10 protein-coding genes are annotated in these 15,837 nt (G+C 75.7%); 4 read left to right on the top strand and 6 right to left on the bottom strand.

Features of this window, described 5'->3' with window-relative positions; genetic code table 11:
• Positions 1-45: 45 nt before the first annotated feature.
• Together AC0VX6_RS18510 and AC0VX6_RS18505 are read right to left on the bottom strand one after the other, a co-directional pair.
• Positions 46-2,337 (bottom strand): hypothetical protein, encoded by a 2,292-nt coding sequence (locus AC0VX6_RS18510; RefSeq protein ID WP_475465408.1) that lies wholly within the window; start codon positions 2,335-2,337, stop codon positions 46-48.
• A 353-nt stretch (positions 2,338-2,690) separates the two neighbouring features.
• On the bottom strand, positions 2,691-3,347 hold the full coding sequence (locus tag AC0VX6_RS18505; RefSeq protein WP_274973924.1) for a YbhB/YbcL family Raf kinase inhibitor-like protein: 657 nt from the start codon (positions 3,345-3,347) through the stop codon (positions 2,691-2,693).
• A 351-nt stretch (positions 3,348-3,698) separates the two neighbouring features.
• On the opposite strand from AC0VX6_RS18505, the gene AC0VX6_RS18500 reads away from it, so the two are divergent.
• Positions 3,699-6,974: an AfsR/SARP family transcriptional regulator gene (locus AC0VX6_RS18500; protein WP_475465406.1), complete on the top strand. Its 3,276-nt coding sequence runs from the start codon at positions 3,699-3,701 to the stop codon at positions 6,972-6,974.
• A 175-nt stretch (positions 6,975-7,149) separates the two neighbouring features.
• On the opposite strand, the gene AC0VX6_RS18495 is transcribed toward AC0VX6_RS18500, so the two are convergent.
• Complete coding sequence (locus AC0VX6_RS18495; RefSeq protein WP_475465405.1) at positions 7,150-7,980, bottom strand: ABC transporter permease; 831 nt, start codon at positions 7,978-7,980, stop codon at positions 7,150-7,152.
• Complete coding sequence (locus AC0VX6_RS18490) at positions 7,977-8,951, bottom strand: ATP-binding cassette domain-containing protein (RefSeq protein ID WP_248771170.1); 975 nt, start codon at positions 8,949-8,951, stop codon at positions 7,977-7,979. Before AC0VX6_RS18490 ends, AC0VX6_RS18495 begins: the two co-directional genes overlap by 4 nt.
• 227 nt (positions 8,952-9,178) lie before the next feature.
• Between AC0VX6_RS18490 and AC0VX6_RS18485 the strand changes: the two genes are divergently transcribed.
• Both AC0VX6_RS18485 and AC0VX6_RS18480 read left to right on the top strand, forming a co-directional pair.
• Positions 9,179-9,751: a PH domain-containing protein gene (locus AC0VX6_RS18485; protein WP_475465403.1), complete on the top strand. Its 573-nt coding sequence runs from the start codon at positions 9,179-9,181 to the stop codon at positions 9,749-9,751.
• Positions 9,751-11,706 carry a PH domain-containing protein gene (locus AC0VX6_RS18480; protein WP_475465402.1) on the top strand — a complete coding sequence of 652 codons (1,956 nt, stop codon included), beginning with the start codon at positions 9,751-9,753 and terminating at the stop codon, positions 11,704-11,706. The genes AC0VX6_RS18485 and AC0VX6_RS18480 overlap by 1 nt, the downstream gene beginning before the upstream one ends.
• A gap of 55 nt (positions 11,707-11,761) precedes the next feature.
• Here the strand turns inward: AC0VX6_RS18480 and sepH are convergent, their stop codons facing one another.
• The gene (gene sepH, locus AC0VX6_RS18475; RefSeq protein WP_475465400.1) at positions 11,762-13,201 is read right to left on the bottom strand and encodes a septation protein SepH; all 1,440 of its coding nucleotides are present in this window, start codon (positions 13,199-13,201) and stop codon (positions 11,762-11,764) included.
• Between the two features lie 572 nt (positions 13,202-13,773).
• On the opposite strand from sepH, the gene AC0VX6_RS18470 reads away from it, so the two are divergent.
• Positions 13,774-14,895, top strand: coding sequence for a hypothetical protein (locus AC0VX6_RS18470; protein WP_475465398.1), 1,122 nt, complete (start codon positions 13,774-13,776; stop codon positions 14,893-14,895).
• A gap of 23 nt (positions 14,896-14,918) precedes the next feature.
• Here the strand turns inward: AC0VX6_RS18470 and sigJ are convergent, their stop codons facing one another.
• Positions 14,919-15,803: an RNA polymerase sigma factor SigJ gene (sigJ, locus tag AC0VX6_RS18465; protein WP_274973918.1), complete on the bottom strand. Its 885-nt coding sequence runs from the start codon at positions 15,801-15,803 to the stop codon at positions 14,919-14,921.
• Positions 15,804-15,837 lie beyond the last annotated feature (34 nt).

Below are 15,837 nucleotides of genomic sequence, written 5' to 3'. Positions count from 1 at the left end.
GGGCCGGAAAAGGGTCGCTACCGCGTGTTGCGGACGTCCGGAAGATCAGATGAAGCGGCCGTCCTCGTACCCGCCCTCGTAACGGTTGCGGCCGTGGCCGTGCGGGTCGTGCGGGTCGTGCGGGTCGGCCGGGTACGGCCCCGGCGCCTGCGGCCCGCCGGGGTGCCGCTCCTCCTCACCGGACTGCCAGCCCGGAGCGGGCGGGAAGCCGCCGTAGCCGGGCTGCTGCGGCTGCTGGGGCTGGCCGCCGGACGGGTAGCCGCCCGGGGCGCCGGGGTAGCCGCCGGTGTCCGCGGCCGGGTAGCCGAACGGGGCCTGTTCGCCGTAGCCCGCCGGGGCGTCCTCGCGCACCTGGTCCACCGGGTAGCCGCCCGTCGGGTAACCGCCCTGCGGGTACCCGGGAGCCTCACCGGGGAACGCGGACGGGTAGGCGGGCTGCCCGCCCCACAGCGGGGGGTTGGGGTCCGGCTGGACCGGGCGGCTGTGGGCGCCGGTGTCGTAGGGGGAGCGGTGGTGGGTTCCGGTGTCGTAGTCGTTGCGGTTGAAGGAGTCGGTGTCGTAGGAGGGGCGGGTGTGGTTGCCGGTGTCGTACTCGGGTCGTCCGGTGCCGGGGACGCCGTAGTCGGCGTGGCTGTGGGCGCCCGTGTCGTAGGACGAGTGCTGGTGTGCCCCGGTGTCGTAGGAGGACCTCTGGTGCGTCCCGCTGTCGTAGGGGGAGCGGTGGTGGGTTCCGGTGTCGTAGTCGTTGCGGTTGAAGGAGTCGGTGTCGTAGGAGGGGCGGGTGTGGTTGCCGGTGTCGTACTCGGGTCGTCCGGTGCCGGGGACGCCGTAGTCGGCGTGGCTGTGGGCGCCCGTGTCGTAGGACGAGTGCTGATGCGCTCCGGTGTCGTAGGAGGACCTCTGGTGGGCGCCGGTGTCGTAGGCCGAACGCTGGTGGGACCCCGTGTCGTAGGCCGGGCGCTGGTGCGTGCCGGTGGTGTGGGACGACTCCGGCCGCGGCCGGTAACCGCCGCTCAGCGGGTCGGCGGGATCGCCCGCGCCGCCCGGAGGGGTCTGGCCCGTGCCCGCGCCGCCCTGTCCGCCGCCGAAGCCGAGCTCGGAGCGCTGGTGCGCGCCGGTGTCCATGCTGGACCATATCGGCGAGATCGTGCCCGCGTCCTGGGCCGGGGGCCGGAACGCCGGGTCGAGCGGATCGGCGGGGGGCGCGCTCCGCGCACCGGCGGTCCCCGGGTAGTCCGAGCGGCTCATCGACCCGCTGTCGTAGGACGAGCGGCCCTGGAACGGGTCCCCCGTCGACGGAACGGAACCGGACCCGCCGAGAGGGTCGCGCCCCGGGGAGGACCCCAGCGGGTCGCGCGTGCCGGACGAAGCCCCCAGCGGGTCGTGCGCGCCGGTGGTGGAGCCCAACGGATCGGTGGAGGAGGGCGAGTAGGAGGAACGGGGCGACCACGAACCGGTGCCCAGGGGGTCGTCCGGGGCCGAGGCGGCCGGTGCGGCCGGCTGGGAGGGCTGGGGGACGCCCTGCGGGGGCGTGGACTCCCGCGCGGGGGGGAGCGCGGAACGCGGCGGAGCCCCCGGCGGCAGGGCGCGCTCGTCCTCGCCGGCCGGTTCGGCCCCGCGCCGCCTGCGGCCCCGGCCCCGCGACGGCTCCTCCGCGTCGTCCTCCGCCGGCCGGGGTCCGCTGCCCTGGCCCAGGCTGGCCAGCACGGCCAGGTCGGCGGAGGGGTCGCCGCTCCCGCGGCCTCCCGCGGCGGGCATGACCGTGGTGGCTCCGGGGGGCCCGGACGCCTCCTCGCCCTCGTAGTCCCCGTACCCGTCGTCGTAGTCGTCGTCCTCGTACTCGTGGGCGGTCACGGTGACGGCGGAGTCCCGGTCCCCGCGCCCGTCCCGAGCACCGGAGGGCCGCTGCGCCGGGCCGTCCTCGCCCAGGCTCGACCAGAAGTCGTTGTCGGACAGGGAGTCGTCATCGTCGTCCCAGTCCGCGTCGAGCTTGCGCCTGCCCCGCGGCCGCCGCTCCGCCTTGGCGCCGCCGCCCGGACGGGACCTGCGGCCGCGTCCGCGCGACTCCGGCTCCTCGTCGTCCTCGTCCTCGTCGAGGTCGCGACCCCGGCCCCCGCCGCGTCCGCGATCCCCGCCGCGGGCCCGCTCCCGACCGCGCCCGCGACCGCGCGGCCGCTCCTCGTCGCGGTCGTCGCCCTCGGCGTCCTCGTGCTCGTACTCGTCGTCGTAGTCGTCCTCGCGGGAGCCGGAGCTCAGCGCGCGCATGCCCAGCAGCAGGAGCACGAGCACGGCGAGCACGACGATGACGGCGATGATGATGATGACGGTGACGGTCATGGTGTACGCACTACCTTGGGGAGGTCGGCCGCGCCCGGGTCGCACCGGTGACCGGCCGAGAGGAGGCCGGTCGAGGGGAGGCGGTGACCTCCGGGGACCGCGGTGATCCGGTGGGTTCGGCCTGCGCTCGCGGGGGGACGCAGGCGGTCCGGTGCGGTTTCGGGTCAGGGCGCCGCGCGGCGAGTGGACGAGTATCGGTCATCTGAAATGGGGCGGGGGGCACAGACCCACTGTATGCGTTGTCGTGCTCCGTGTGCAGAGGGCTACGGGAGCTTCCTCCAGGAATCACCGTGGCCCCGGTTCCGTCGGGTCGTCCGGGGCCGTTCCGGAGGCAGCGCCCGCGGTGAACTATGTCACTCGCTGCGCGTGACCAGCGAACCGCGCGCGACGGCCTGGTCCGCGATCGCCTCCAGCGAGGCGCTCAGCGTCGCGCCCTCGGGCAGGTCCAGCGGGCCCTGGAGGGCGTACACGGTGAACCGGTACTCGTAGGCCTCGTCGGGCTCGGGGCAGGGCGGGTCGTAGGCGGACTCGCCGATGCTGTTCTGGCCCTGCTTGGCGTCGGCCGGAACGGTGTTCTGGCGCAGCTCGACCAGTTCGGGGTCCAGGTCGTAGACCACCCAGAACACCTGCGCCACCTGCGGGTCGTCCATCACCAGGGCGATCGACCCGGCCTCGTCGGGAAGCCCCGACCAGCTCAGCGGCGGCGAGTACGCCTGCTGGGCCTCCTCGGGGTCCTCGGAGCCGCCCGTGTCGCCCTCGCCCTCCGCGGTGGTCTCGGCCTCGCCCTCGCAGGAGTAGGCCGCCGGAAGCGGCTCCCCCTCCTGCATCAGCGGGCTCGTGACGTTGATGTCGTCGGGCATGTCGCCGTTCTGCGCGGGCGAGAGGATCCCGCAGCCCGTGGTCAGTACCACGACGGCCCCGGCCGCCACCGCGCCGGCGCGCGTACCGGGGGACGGGCGGGCCGCACGCGGCGCACCGGTGGTCCGGGGGAAGGGGAGGGCCGGGAACAATGGGACTCCTGCTTTTCGGGCCGTGGAGGCGAACATCTCGGTGACGCGGGTGCGGCGCTCGGAGGAGACCCGGCGCCGGACCGGCGGGGGAACGGCGGCTCCGCAGGGCGGGCGCCGACGACACGTTCCCCAGCGAACCCTACTGCGGTCGGGCGGGCGTTCGGTCTCCCGTCCGCGTTCGCGCGCTCCCGCGCGGGACGCCGCGGCCCGCGTACGGGCCCCGCTGTCGCGGCCGAGCCCCGCCGACCGCGCCCCGCCGACCGCGCCCCGCCGGTCGCGGTCCGGCGGGAACGGGACGGGGGCGAACCCTCACGGAGAGCGTTCGTCCGTACGATCGGTGATCATGGGTCGGTGCGGTTCTCCATCCTCGGGCCCCTGGCGGTCCACGACGCGACCGGGCGGCCCGTCGCCATCGGCGGCGCGCGCCTGCGCACGCTGCTCACCCTCCTCCTGCTCCGGCCCGGCCAGCGGATCGCCAACGACGAGCTCACCGACGCGGTCTGGGCGGGCAGCCCGCCCGCGTCGGCGGGCAACGCCCTCCAGGCCCTGGTCTCCCGCCTGCGCCGCGCGCTGGGCGAGGGCGCGCGCATCGACGGGGACGCCTCGGGGTACCGGTTGGCGGTCGAACCCGGACAGGTGGACCTGACCGAGTTCGAGTCCCTGGTCAGACGGGGGCGGGCCGGGCTCGCCGCGGGCAGGGCCGCCGACGCCGCCCGCGACCTGGGCGATGCCCTCGCCCTGTGGCGCGGACCGGCCCTTTCGGACCTGACCGCGCACGGCCTGGCCGAGGACACGGCGCTGCGCCTGGCCGAGACCCGCCGCGCGGCCCTGGAGGACCGGCTGAGCGCCCTGGCTGACCTGGGACTGCACGCCGAAGTCCTGCCCGAGGCGGAGGCCCTGTGCCGACGCGAACCGCACCGCGAGGGCCCCCTCGCGCTCCTCGTGCGCGCGCTGGCCGCCACCGGCCGCACCGCCGACGCCCTGGCCGCCTACGAGCGCTTCCGCTCCCATCTGGCCGACGAGCTGGGCCTCGACCCCTCGCCCCAACTGCGCGACCTGCACCTGAGGCTGCTGCGCGGCGAACTCGACGCGGCCCCCTCCGCCGAGCCCTCCCCGCTTCCGGCCCCGCCCCTGCGCCTGCCCGCCGCCCTGACCAGCTTCGTGCCGCGCGACGCCGAGGTGGACACCGCCGTCGACCTGCTCACCCGCGAGCGCCTGGTCACCCTGCTGGGCCCCGGCGGCGCGGGCAAGACCCGCCTGGCGATCGAGAGCGCCTCCGCGCTGGCCGCGCGGGCGCCCTCCCTGCTCTCCCGCGGCGGCTGGTTCGTCGAACTCGCCTCCAGGACGGCCGCGGACGTGCCCCAGACCCTGGCCTCCGCGCTGGAACTGCGCGAGCACGCCGTGCTCCAGGCGCGCTCCGCGTCCCCCGCCGGGCCCGCCGCACTCGTCCCGCTCCTGGAACGGGTGGTCTCCTTCGTCGGCGACCGCCCCGTCCTCCTCGTCCTGGACAACTGCGAGCACATCGTCGAGGAGGTCGCCCCCGCCGTGGCGACGCTGCTGGCCCGCTGCCCCGGCCTGCGGATCCTGGCCACCTCCCGCGAACCCCTGGGCGTGCCCGGCGAACAGCTCCTGACCGTTCCCTCCCTGGACATGCCGCCCGAGGGGGCCTCCGCCGACCGGGCCGCCGCCTGCTCCTCGGTCGTCCTGTTCGCCGAACGCGCCGCCGCCGTACGCCCCGGCTTTCGGGTCACCCCCGACAACGTCGCCCACGTCGTCCGGGTCGTCCGCGAGCTGGACGGCCTGCCGCTGGCCCTGGAGCTGGCCGCCGCGCGCCTGCGCTCCATGAGCACCGCCCAGCTCGCAGACCGGCTCCGCGACCGCTTCCGGCTCCTCACCGGGGGCGCCCGGTCGGCTCTGCCGCGCCACCGCACCCTGCGCGCCGTCGTCGACTGGAGCTGGGAGCTGCTCGACGAACCCGAGCGCCGCCTGCTGCGCCGCCTGTCGATCTTCGCCGGGGGAGCCACCCTGGAGGCCGTCCAGCGGGTCTGCGCCGACCCCGGCACCGAGGGGGAGATCGGCGGCCACGACGCGTGGACCGTCCTGTTCGCCCTGGTCGACAAGTCCCTGGTGATCGCCGACAACCCCGACCGCGACGACACACCGCCCCGCTACCGGCAGCTGGAGACCGTGCGCGCCTACGCCGCCGAACGCCTGGCGCGGAGCGGAGAGGAGGAGCGCGTGCGCGACGCGCACGCCCGCCACGTCCGCGACCTGTGGTGCTGGGCCGACCCGCTGCTGCGCGGCCCGCGCCAGGGGGAGCTGCTCGCCCGCCTGGCCGCCGAGGCCGACAACTGCGGCGCCGCCGTGCGCTGGGCCGTGGAGCGCCGGGACCGCGCGCTGGCACTGGACCTGGTCGAGTGCACCCAGTGGTACTGGACCCTGTGCGGCTCCTGGCGCCAGCTCCACCACTGGGCCGTGGACGTCCTGGACATGGTCGGCGACCGGGTGCCCGAGGGGCGCGCCGTGGCCTACGCCAGCTGCCTGTTCCAGCGGGCCGACACGACCACCGACCACGAGACGGTGCTGGAGCGCATACGCGGGGTCGAGGCCGTCCTGGAACAGGCGGGTCAGCGGCCGGAGGAGCACCACATGCTCGTCTACGGCCTGGTCTACAGGGCGCTGCTGGAGGGGACGACCGGTGCCGCCCACGAACGCCTCGCCGCCGCGGCCGACCAGGCCGACCCGTGGATGCGGGCCCTCGTGGGGGTGCTGCTGTCCTTGTTCGACGCGGTCAACGGGCGCACCGGGCCGTCCATGGAACGCGCGAACGCCGCCCTGGAGCAGTTCCGCGCGTGCGGCGACACCTGGGGCGAGTGCCAGGCGCTCGTCCAGGCCGTGGACCTGTACCGGTTCGAGGACCTCGACCGCTGCCGCGACCTGCTCACCCTGGGCGTGCGCAGGGCCGAGGAGGCGGGGCTGGAGGCGCTGGACTGGATGTTCCGAGTCCGCCGGGCCCAGGTCCTCACCGACATCGGCGACCTGGAGGCCGCGCGCGCGGACCTGCGGGAGCTCCTCGGCTCCGAGCGGCCCGTGGAGAGGGAACAGATGGTGCTGCTGCGCCTGGCCGAGGGCCAGTGGCTGCGGGACGCGGGGGAACCGGACGCGGCCCGCGCGGTCCTGGACCGGGCGGGCGAGGACCTCAAGGGCCTGGGCGGGTTCTCGCCCGTCTACGTGGAGGCGGGCTGGCGGACCCTGTACACCACCGTCGCCTGGAAGGCCGGTGACACCGGGGAGGCCTGGGAGCAGGCCCGGCTCGCGTGGCGGCTGGCCGACCACGGCCTGGGCCCGGTGTGCGCGGAGATCCTGGACACCTTCGCCGTGCTGGCCGTCGGAGACGACCCGCGGCGCGGCGCCTGGCTGCTGGCCTGCGCCGAGGTGCTGCGCGGCATGCCCGACACCGCCACGCCCCTGGTGGTGCGGGCCCGCGAGAGCGCGCGCCGGGAGCTGGGCGAGCGGGAGTACGGCCTCGTCCTCGCCGGGGTCCGGGGCATGAGCGCCGACAGGGTCCACGGGCTCGTGGACGCCTGGCTGGCCGGGGACGCGCCCGGTGGCGCGGAGCGCCCCTGACCCCTCGCCCGCCGTGCCCGCGGCGTTCGGCTTCCGGCGGGGCGTTCGCGCTCCGGCGGGGTGCGGGTAGGCCGTTCGGAGACCGTCCCCCGCACGAAGGGGGCGCCGCCGGACGGCGCGCGGCCGCCCCGGGCACCCCGGGGCGGCCGCGCGAGGGGTTCTCACCGGGAGCGGGTCAGGTGCGGCGCCGGTAGGCCCACACGGCCAGCGGGAAGAAGACCGCGGTGATGATCGCGGCCCACACCACGGTCCACAGCACCGGGCCGGTGGCATCGCCCGAGCCCAGCATCAGGGCGCGCATGGCGTCCACGACGTGGGTGACCGGGTTGTTGGCGGCCACCACCCGCAGCCAGCTGGGCATGTTGTCGGGGCTGACGAAGGCCGAGCTGCTGAAGGTCAGCGGGAACATCAGGATCATCCCGAACGCCTGCACCGCCATGGGGGTGCGCACGATCATGCCGATGAAGGCCGACATCCAGCACAGGGCGAACGCGAACAGCAGCACCAGGGCGGCCGCCACGACCACGCCCACCACGCCGCCCTCGGGGCGGAAGCCGATGGCCAGGCCCACCACCAGCACCATCACCACGGTGATCGAGTACCGGACCAGGTCGCCGAGGATGGCGCCCGTCAGCGGGGCCGAGCGGGCGATGGGCAGCGACCGGAACCGGTCGAAGATGCCCTTCTCCACGTCCTCGCTCAGCGAGAAGCCGGTGCCCAGCGTGGCGAAGATGACCGACTGGGCGATGATGCCGGGCATCAGGAAGTCGCGGTAGGTCTGCCAGTCGCCCATCATCGCCTGTCCGAAGACGAAGACGAACAGGGTCACGAACATGACCGGCTGCAGCATCAGCCCGAAGACCTCTTCGGGGTTGGCCTTGATCTTCAGCACGCTGCGCGTGGCCAGCTGCAGGCCGTTGCGCACGGTGATCAGCGGACTGATCCGCTCCGGGGTGGTCGGCGTGTCCTCCCGCGACGACGGCGTCCGGGTCGTCACGGCGCTCATGCTCTGGTCCCTTCGTCAACGGCCCCCCGGGGGGCCTCCTCCTCGGCGGCGTGCCCGGTCAGGGCGAGGAAGACCTCGTCCAGGCTGGGCTTGCGCAGTGACAGCTCGGCTACGGCCACGCCCTGCTCGTCCAGGCGGCGCACCACCTCGGGCAGGACCGCCGAGTCGGTGACCGGGACGCTGGCCAGCAGCCCGTCGGAGGACACCGGGGTGCTGGTGACCGCCTCGATGATCCTGGTGGCCAGGGACAGCTGCCCGGTCTCGACGGTGCGCACCTCCAGCACCTGGTTGCCCGCCCGGCTCTTGAGCTCCTCGGGCGTGCCCTCGCTGATCACCCGGCCGTGGTCGAGCACCATGAGGTCGTCGGCCAGCTGGTCGGCCTCCTCCAGGTACTGGGTGGTGAGCAGGACGGTCACACCGTCGTCGACCAGCCCGCGCACCACGTCCCACAGCCCGTTGCGGCTGTGCGGGTCCAGGCCGGTGGTCGGCTCGTCCAGGTACAGCAGCGACGGGCGGCCGACCAGGCTCGCGGCCAGGTCCAGCCGTCGGCGCATGCCGCCCGAGTAGGTCTTGGCGGGGCGGTCGGCGGCGTCGGAGAGCTCGAAGCGCTCCATCAGCTCCGCCGAGCGCGCCCGCGCCCCGGCCCGGTCGAAGCCCAGCAGCCGGGCGATGAGCACGAGGTTCTGGGTTCCGGTCAGGTCGGCGTCGACCGCCGCGTACTGGCCGGTCAGCCCGATCAGGCGGCGCACCTCGTGGGGCTGGCGCGCCACGTCGAAGCCGCCCACCTCGGCGTGCCCCTCGTCGGGGCGCAGCAGGGTCGCCAGGATGCGCACCGTCGTGGTCTTCCCGGAGCCGTTGGGTCCCAGGACGCCCAGCACGGCCCCCGTCCTGGCCCTCAGGTCCACGCCGTCCAGGGCCCGTTTGCCCTTGAACTGCTTGACCAGGCCCTCCGCGCGGATGGCGTCAGTCATCGCTCCTCCAGATGTCAACGTCTGCTGTCAAGTCTGACCAACCGGTCTGACAGAACGCTGACAGCGCAGGACGGGGAAATCCCCAGGAAACGGGCGCCGGTGTCAGCGCGTGTCAGGCGGCGGGTTCCTTCCGCCAGCGGCCCGCGCGGAGGCGGTCGCCGCCGTCGGGTCCGCGACCCGCGGCGGAAGGGGCGGGCGCGGTGCGAGGCCCTAGACTCGTGCGCGTGATGGACACCCCCGCAACCCCCGGCCCCCAGGAGCCGCCGCGAACGCCCGGACCCGAGGCGCCCGTGCGGCTGCGCCCGCCGCTGCGCCGCGTGAGCGGCCGGGCGATCGGCGTGTGGACCCTGCGCCTGCTGTTCGCCAGCGTCTTCCTCCTGCTCCTGCTGTCGGCGGTCGCCTGGGCGGTCTCGTCGCTGGGCTGGACGTGGATACCGCCGTGGGCGCGGGACAACGCCTGGCTGCTGCCGGGGGTCTACGCGCTCTACGCCCTGGTCGAGATCGCCGTCGTCCCCTCGTGGAGGTACCGGGTGCACCGCTGGGAGGTGGCGGGGGACGTCATCTACACCCGGGCGGGCTGGGTCAGCCGCTCCTGGCAGCTGGTCCCGGTCAACCGCCTGCAGACGGTCGACCACACGCAGGGGTGGCTGGAGCGCCTGTTCGGCGTGGCGACGCTGGAGGTGCAGACCGCCTCCTACGCCGGGTCGTCCACGATCGAGGGGCTGGACGCCGAGGAGGCGCGCCTGCTGAGCGAGGAACTGGCCGTGCGCGCCGGCGCGCTGCGGGACGACGCGACCTGATGGACGGACACGCCGGACACCACGGCCCGCCGGACCCGGCCGACCCCGACGACCGGGGCGGCTGGGTCGCCCCCGGAAGCGGTCCCGCGCCCTCGGGCCGGGGCACGGGGGAGACCGCCGACCACGGCCCGGCCGTCGATCCCCGGCCGCCCTGGAGCCCTGACGCCCACGCGCCGCGGATCCCCGGGGCCGGAGCGCCCTGGAGCCCCGGCGTCCACACGCCCCCCGGCTCCGGCGCGCATGCGTTCCAGGACCCCGGCGCCCACCCGCTTCCGGGCCCCGGCGCCGAGGCGCCCCGGGAACCGGGCCCGGAGCCTTCGGACGGCCCCCGCGACTGGTGGGGCGGGCAGGACGGCGGGGGCGCGGAGGCCTTCGGCGCCGAGCGCGCCCGCCGCCTCAGCCCCCGCAGCGTGGTCGTGGGTCCCATCAACCAGCTCCGGGGTCTCCTGGTGCCGATCGTCGCCGGGCTGGTGCTCGGCGGGTTCAACGCCTGGGTGCTCGCCGCCACGGGAGCGACCGTCGTGGCCCTGCTCGTCGGCGGGATCGTCACCTGGCGCACCACCCGCTACGAGGTCGCCGGGGACCGGCTGGAGATCCGCCGGGGCCTGCTCCGCCGCTCCCAGCGCACCATCCCGCTGGAGCGGGTGCGCGGCGTGGACGTCACCAGCACCCTGCTGCACCGGATGCTGGGCGTTGCCGTGGTCCGCGTCGAGGCCGCCGCGGGTTCCGCGGGCGCCACCGAGGACGGCAAGCTCGACGCCGTCTCGGCGGGTGAGGCCGACCGCCTGCGCCGGGTGCTGCTGCACCGCAGGGCGGTGCTCACCGGACACGCGGTCGGGGCCGCCGCCCCGCCCGCCGCGCCGGGCGGGCCCGGCGCGGGGGAGGGCGCCCCGGAACCCGGGGAGGCGACCGGGCCCCCCGGGGAGGACGACACCGTCACCCACTTCGCCATGCCCCGCTCGTGGTACCTGTACGGGACGCTGAGCCTGGGGTACCTGCTCACCCCGTTCGCGGTCCTGGCCACCCTGTTCGGGATGGTCCAGCAGACCGCCGGGGAACTGGCCACCGACTACGTCGTGGACTGGGTGACCACGTCCGACCACAGCCTGATCCTGCTGTCCGCGGCCCTCTTCGCCGGCGCGCTGGTGCTGCTGATGCCGGTGTTCGCCGTGGTCTCCTACGCGCTCACCCACTGGGGCTTCACCCTCAGGGAGCGCGACGGCTCCCTGGTCGCCGAGCGGGGGCTGCTCACCCGGCGCAGCGTGACGCTGGAGAAGCGCCGCATCCGCGGGTACGAGCTCCTGGACAACCCCCTCGAACGCCTGCGCGGGGCGGTGCGCCTGCGCGCCATCGTCACCGGACTGGGCGACACCGCCAACCGCGCGGTGCTGCTGCCGATCGGGCCCCGCGCGGTGGTCGATGACGTCGTGGACCGCGCGCTGGCCCGGTACCGGGGCGGCCTCGACCGGCATCCGCGCGCCGCACTCTACCGTCGTCTGACCCGCTCCTCGGGGCCGTTCGTGCTGCTCCTGGCGGTCGCCCTGGCCGTGGACGCGGCGTGGCTGGCCTGGGCGGCCGCGGCCCTGGCGGTGCTGGGCGTGCCCCTGGGCGTGGACCGGTACCGCTCCCTGGGCCACGGCCACGACGGGGAGCGGGTGAGCGTGCGCTGGGGGTCGCTGCGCCGCTCCCAGGCGACGGTGGAGCACTCGGCGGTGATCGGCTGGTCCTGGACCCAGACCCTCTTCCAGCGCCCGTCCTCGCTGGCCGACCTCAAAGTCACGGTCGGCGCGGGCGCGGGCGGCTACACCGCGCAGGACGCCTCGTTCGAGGAGTCGGTGGCCTTCGCCGCCCGGGTCACCCCCGAGATGGTGCGCCCCTTCCTGGTCGGCCCGCAGGGGACCGAGCCGGAGGACGGGGCCGCGCCGCGGGACCCGCGCGGCCCGGAGCACACGTGAGGGAGGGGTCGGCCGCACAGTGCGGCCGACCCCTCCCCGCGGGCGCGGGCGCGCCCTACTCGTCCTTCTTGGAGCCGAACATGATCTCGTCCCAGGACGGGACCGATGCGCGTCGGCCGCGTCCCTTGCGCTTGGCCGCGGAAGAGCCGCTGTTGGCGGCGGCCGGGACCGCGGCCGCGGGCGGCTGCTCGGCGGCGCGGCGCGGGACGCCGTTGTCGTTGAGGTCGATGGTGGCGCGGCGGCGGCGCGGGGCCGGACGCTGCTGGGCGGGGCCCTCCGCGGCGGGCGGGGCCGCCTCGGGCTCGACCGGCTCGCCGGGCCGGGCGTCCATCCAGTCCGCACGCCGTTCGGGGCGGCGCCGCTCCTCGACCTCGGGCTCGTCGTAGGCGGCCGGTTCGGTCCGCGGCTCGGGGCGGTGGCGCTCCCGTGCCGGGGGCTCGTCGCGGGCGGCGGTCTCGGGCCAGCGCTCGGACTCGGACCAGTGTTCGCTCCGCGGCCGCCGCTCGGGCTCGGGCCCGCGCTCGTAGGCGGGCCAGCGCTCGGACTCGGTGCGCGCGGCGGGGCGTTCGACGGGCTGTTCCCTGCGCGGACGCTCGTACCGCTCCGCCTGCGGCTCCGGGTACTGGTCCCACTCCAGTGGCCGGCGCCCGGCGGGCCGCTCGCGCTCGGCGGGACGCTCCGGGACCCGCTCGCGCTCGACGGGACGGCGCTCGGCGGGGTGGCGCTCGGCGGCGGCCGGACGCGCGGGCGGCGCCGGGCGCGGCTGCTCGTCCCGGTACGCGGCGGAGGAGGGGCGCAGGGGCGCGGGGCGTTCGCGCTCGGAGAACGGCTGGGGCTCGGACCGGGGCAGGTCCGGGGCGGTCTCGGTGCGGCGCGGCGCGAAGGGCGTCACGGTCGCCCCGGGGGAGGGCACGGGTTCGGGGTCGGGTGAGGAGAACCGGGCGGCCTCCTCGTCGGCGGGGGCCACGCTGTTGTGTCTGGGCTCGTACAGCCAGTGGGCGACGCGCTCCTCGCCGCCGTGCAGGAACACGAGCTTGAGCTGCCAGGACCGGTCCTCGCGCTTCCACGAGTCCCACGCCGCGTCACCGGTCTCCAACTGGTGCGCGCCGATCCGCTTGGTGACCAACTCCTCCAGGGAGGGGCCCGGGGCGGCGTCGCCGTGCGCGCGCACGCTGGCGCGCTGGGCCTGCTGGGCGATGTACTCGCGTTCCTGGAGGACGGGGCCCTCGAACCAGCGGACCCGCTCGATGGGGATACCGGAGATCTCGGAGATGGCCTCCGCGGTCTCGCCGGACCGGATACGGGCCTGGATTTCCTTGGGGCGCAACGGATTCTCCACTTCGATCTCGTACTGGCCGAGCCGGGAGAACTGGCCGCGTACTGCGGCGCGGAGGCGGTCGTCGACGGGCAGCGTGAAACGGGTTCCACGGCCGGCGCTGGCGAGCACCAGGTAGGTGCCGTCCTCGCTCACGGCCACGAGGCGAAGCTCGTGCATCGCCCTCCCTTTCGCGTCCCGTCGAGGGCAGGTCCCGCGACCCACCCCCGCGTTCTCCAAGTCTGGTCGGCCGACAACTGTTCGGCCAGTACCGCGCCCGGCATGTCCGAACTGTGTGCCCGCCTCCCGATCCGCGGCTGCCGCCGCGGTTGGGAGCCGCCCCGGGGGTACCCGGGGCCCTCACGGTCGCTTCGGTGCCAATCTTGGCACGCTGACCCTTCCGCGACCGGGAGCGATCGCGGGGGAATGTCGCCGATCCCGCACGAGGGCTCAGCCGTGATGGTATCCCGCGTCCCCCGAATCCCCCCAGGTCTGGGAAAAACTCCGATCCCGGACCGTTCCACGGGTACACGGACCCTCCGGGACGCAACTCGACACGCCGATGTGTACCAGAGAGTGATGCTTCTTATTTCATGGCGTTATCGGAAACTTGTCGCCCTTAGCCTGAGTTATCAAGCTATGGGCGAAATGTGAAGTTCGGGGTCTGTGGGGTTGTATGCCCCACCACACGCCCATCCCGCGCTGACAGTCCCGTCGCGCCCGCGCGCGGCCGACGAAGGGGGGACGACCGGATGGGTCGGACCGCACACCACGACGACCGGGAAGAAGGGGAGGAGGGCGCCAAGGGGAAGAAGTTCGACCTGAGCGTCTCCCAGGTCGCCGGTGCCGGAGCCGCGACACTGGCCGCGGCCACCGCGGCCTCCTACCTGAACGTGTACGGCACGGTCATCGGCGCCGCCGGGATGGCCGCGCTCAGCACACTCGTCAGCCCGCTGCTGCAGCACTGGTTCTCGCGCGGGGGCGAACAGGCCAGGCAGCTGGCCGGGCGGGCCTCCGGTCCCCGGGGCGCCACGGCGGTGCCGGACGCCCCGGGGGCTCCGGTGGCGCCGCCGCCCGAGGGCATCTCCGAGACCGCCCTGCTGCGCCAGGTCTCCGGAACCGGGACCGCGCCCCCGCCCCGGGGCGAGGAGGACGCCGACGCCACCCGCACCATGGCCCTGCCCGCACTGGACGGCCGGACCCCGGCCGACCCCGGCGCCACCGCGCGGATGCCCGCCGTCGGCCCGTGGCCCGCCGTCGGCCCGTGGCCCGCCGTCGGCCCGTGGCCCGCGGACGACCCCGGTGACCACGGCGGCTCCGACAGCGGCTCCTACGGCGGAACCGGCGGCACCGGCGAGCGTGAGGGCGGTCGGCGGCGCGGCTGGCGTGCCCTGGTCATCCCGGCCACCGCGGTCTTCGTCCTGGTCATGCTGGTCATCCTGGTATTCGAGCTGTTCACCGGGCGCTCGCTGACCTCCTGGACCCAGGGCTCGCAGGAGCCCAGCGCGCCCACGCTGTTCGGCGGCACCACCTCCGCGCCCCCGGCCCAGGAGGAGGAGCCCGAGGCACCCGCGACCGGAGACGACGCCCCCGACCCCTCGCCCGGGGGGCAGGAGCAGGTCCCGGGCACCGGGCAGCCGACCGAGCCCGCCCCCGGGACCGGAGCACCCGAGGACGACGGGACCGGCGACGGCGGCGGCACGGAGGAGGAGGTCCCCGACGGCACCGGCGGGACCACCGAGCCCACCGAACCGCCGGAGGGCGACGGCGGGACCCAGGACCCGGGCGGGCAGACGCCCGGACCCGGGACCGGCGGACAGGGCGGCGAGGAGGCCGTCCCCGCGCCCCCGCCCGCCGCGCCCCAGACCGGCTGAGCGCGCCCGGGGCGGCCGGGTCCTCAGCCGTCGAGGACGGCCGGGTCCAGCCGCCGCAGGCGCTCGGGGTCGGCCAGCACGTCGATGGCGGCGATCCTGCCGCCCGTGACGGTGAACCCCATGACGGACACCGCCCGCCCCCGCACGACCACGACCACCCCGGCCGCCCCGTTGACCAGCACGGGCCGGACGAACGGCGACAGGCCCCCGAAGGTGACGGCCTGACCGGCCACGGCCCGCGCGCCGGTGATCACCCGGGTGTGCCCGGCACGCGCGGCGCCGCCGTCCGAGCGCAGCACGGCGTCGGCGTCCAGCACGCTCACCAGGCCGTCGATGTCGCCGTCGCGGGCCGCGGCGAAGAACGCGTCGACGACCCGGCGCTGCAGGGCCGGGTCGCGGTCGGGGACCGGGGCCCGGCCGCGCACCCGCCTGCGCGCCCGGCTCGCGAGCTGCCTCGCCGCGGCCGGGGAGCGGTCGATCATCGGGGCGATCTCCTCGAAGGGCACCGCGAACATGTCGTGCAGCACGAACGCGAGCCGCTCGGCGGGCTTGAGAGCCTCCAGCACCACCAGCAGCGCCAGTCCCACGGTGTCGGCCAGCACCGCCTCCCGCTCGGGGTCGCCGCCCTCCTCGGGGCTGACGACGGGGTCGGGCACGCGCACGTCGAGGGGGTCCTCGCGCCGCCGCTCCCGCGAGCGCAGCGTGTTCAGGCACACCCGCGCCACCACGGTGGTCAGCCACCCGGCCAGGTTGTCGATCTCCTCGGCACCGCCGCGGTTCAGGCGCAGCCAGGCCTCCTGCACGGCGTCGTCGGCCTCGCCCGCCGAACCCAGGATCCGGTAGGCCACCGCGCGCAGGCGGGGCCGGTGCTCCTCGAAGCGTCCGGCCAGCCGTGCGTCCTCGTCCATCCCCCAACACCCCCCTCGGAGCGGCGTCACAGGC

The sequence above is a fragment of the Nocardiopsis sp. iso_25 genome, from assembly GCF_056173305.1.
Note: the sequence above shows the minus strand (reverse complement) of the source record. Positions and strands in the feature narration are given on the sequence as shown.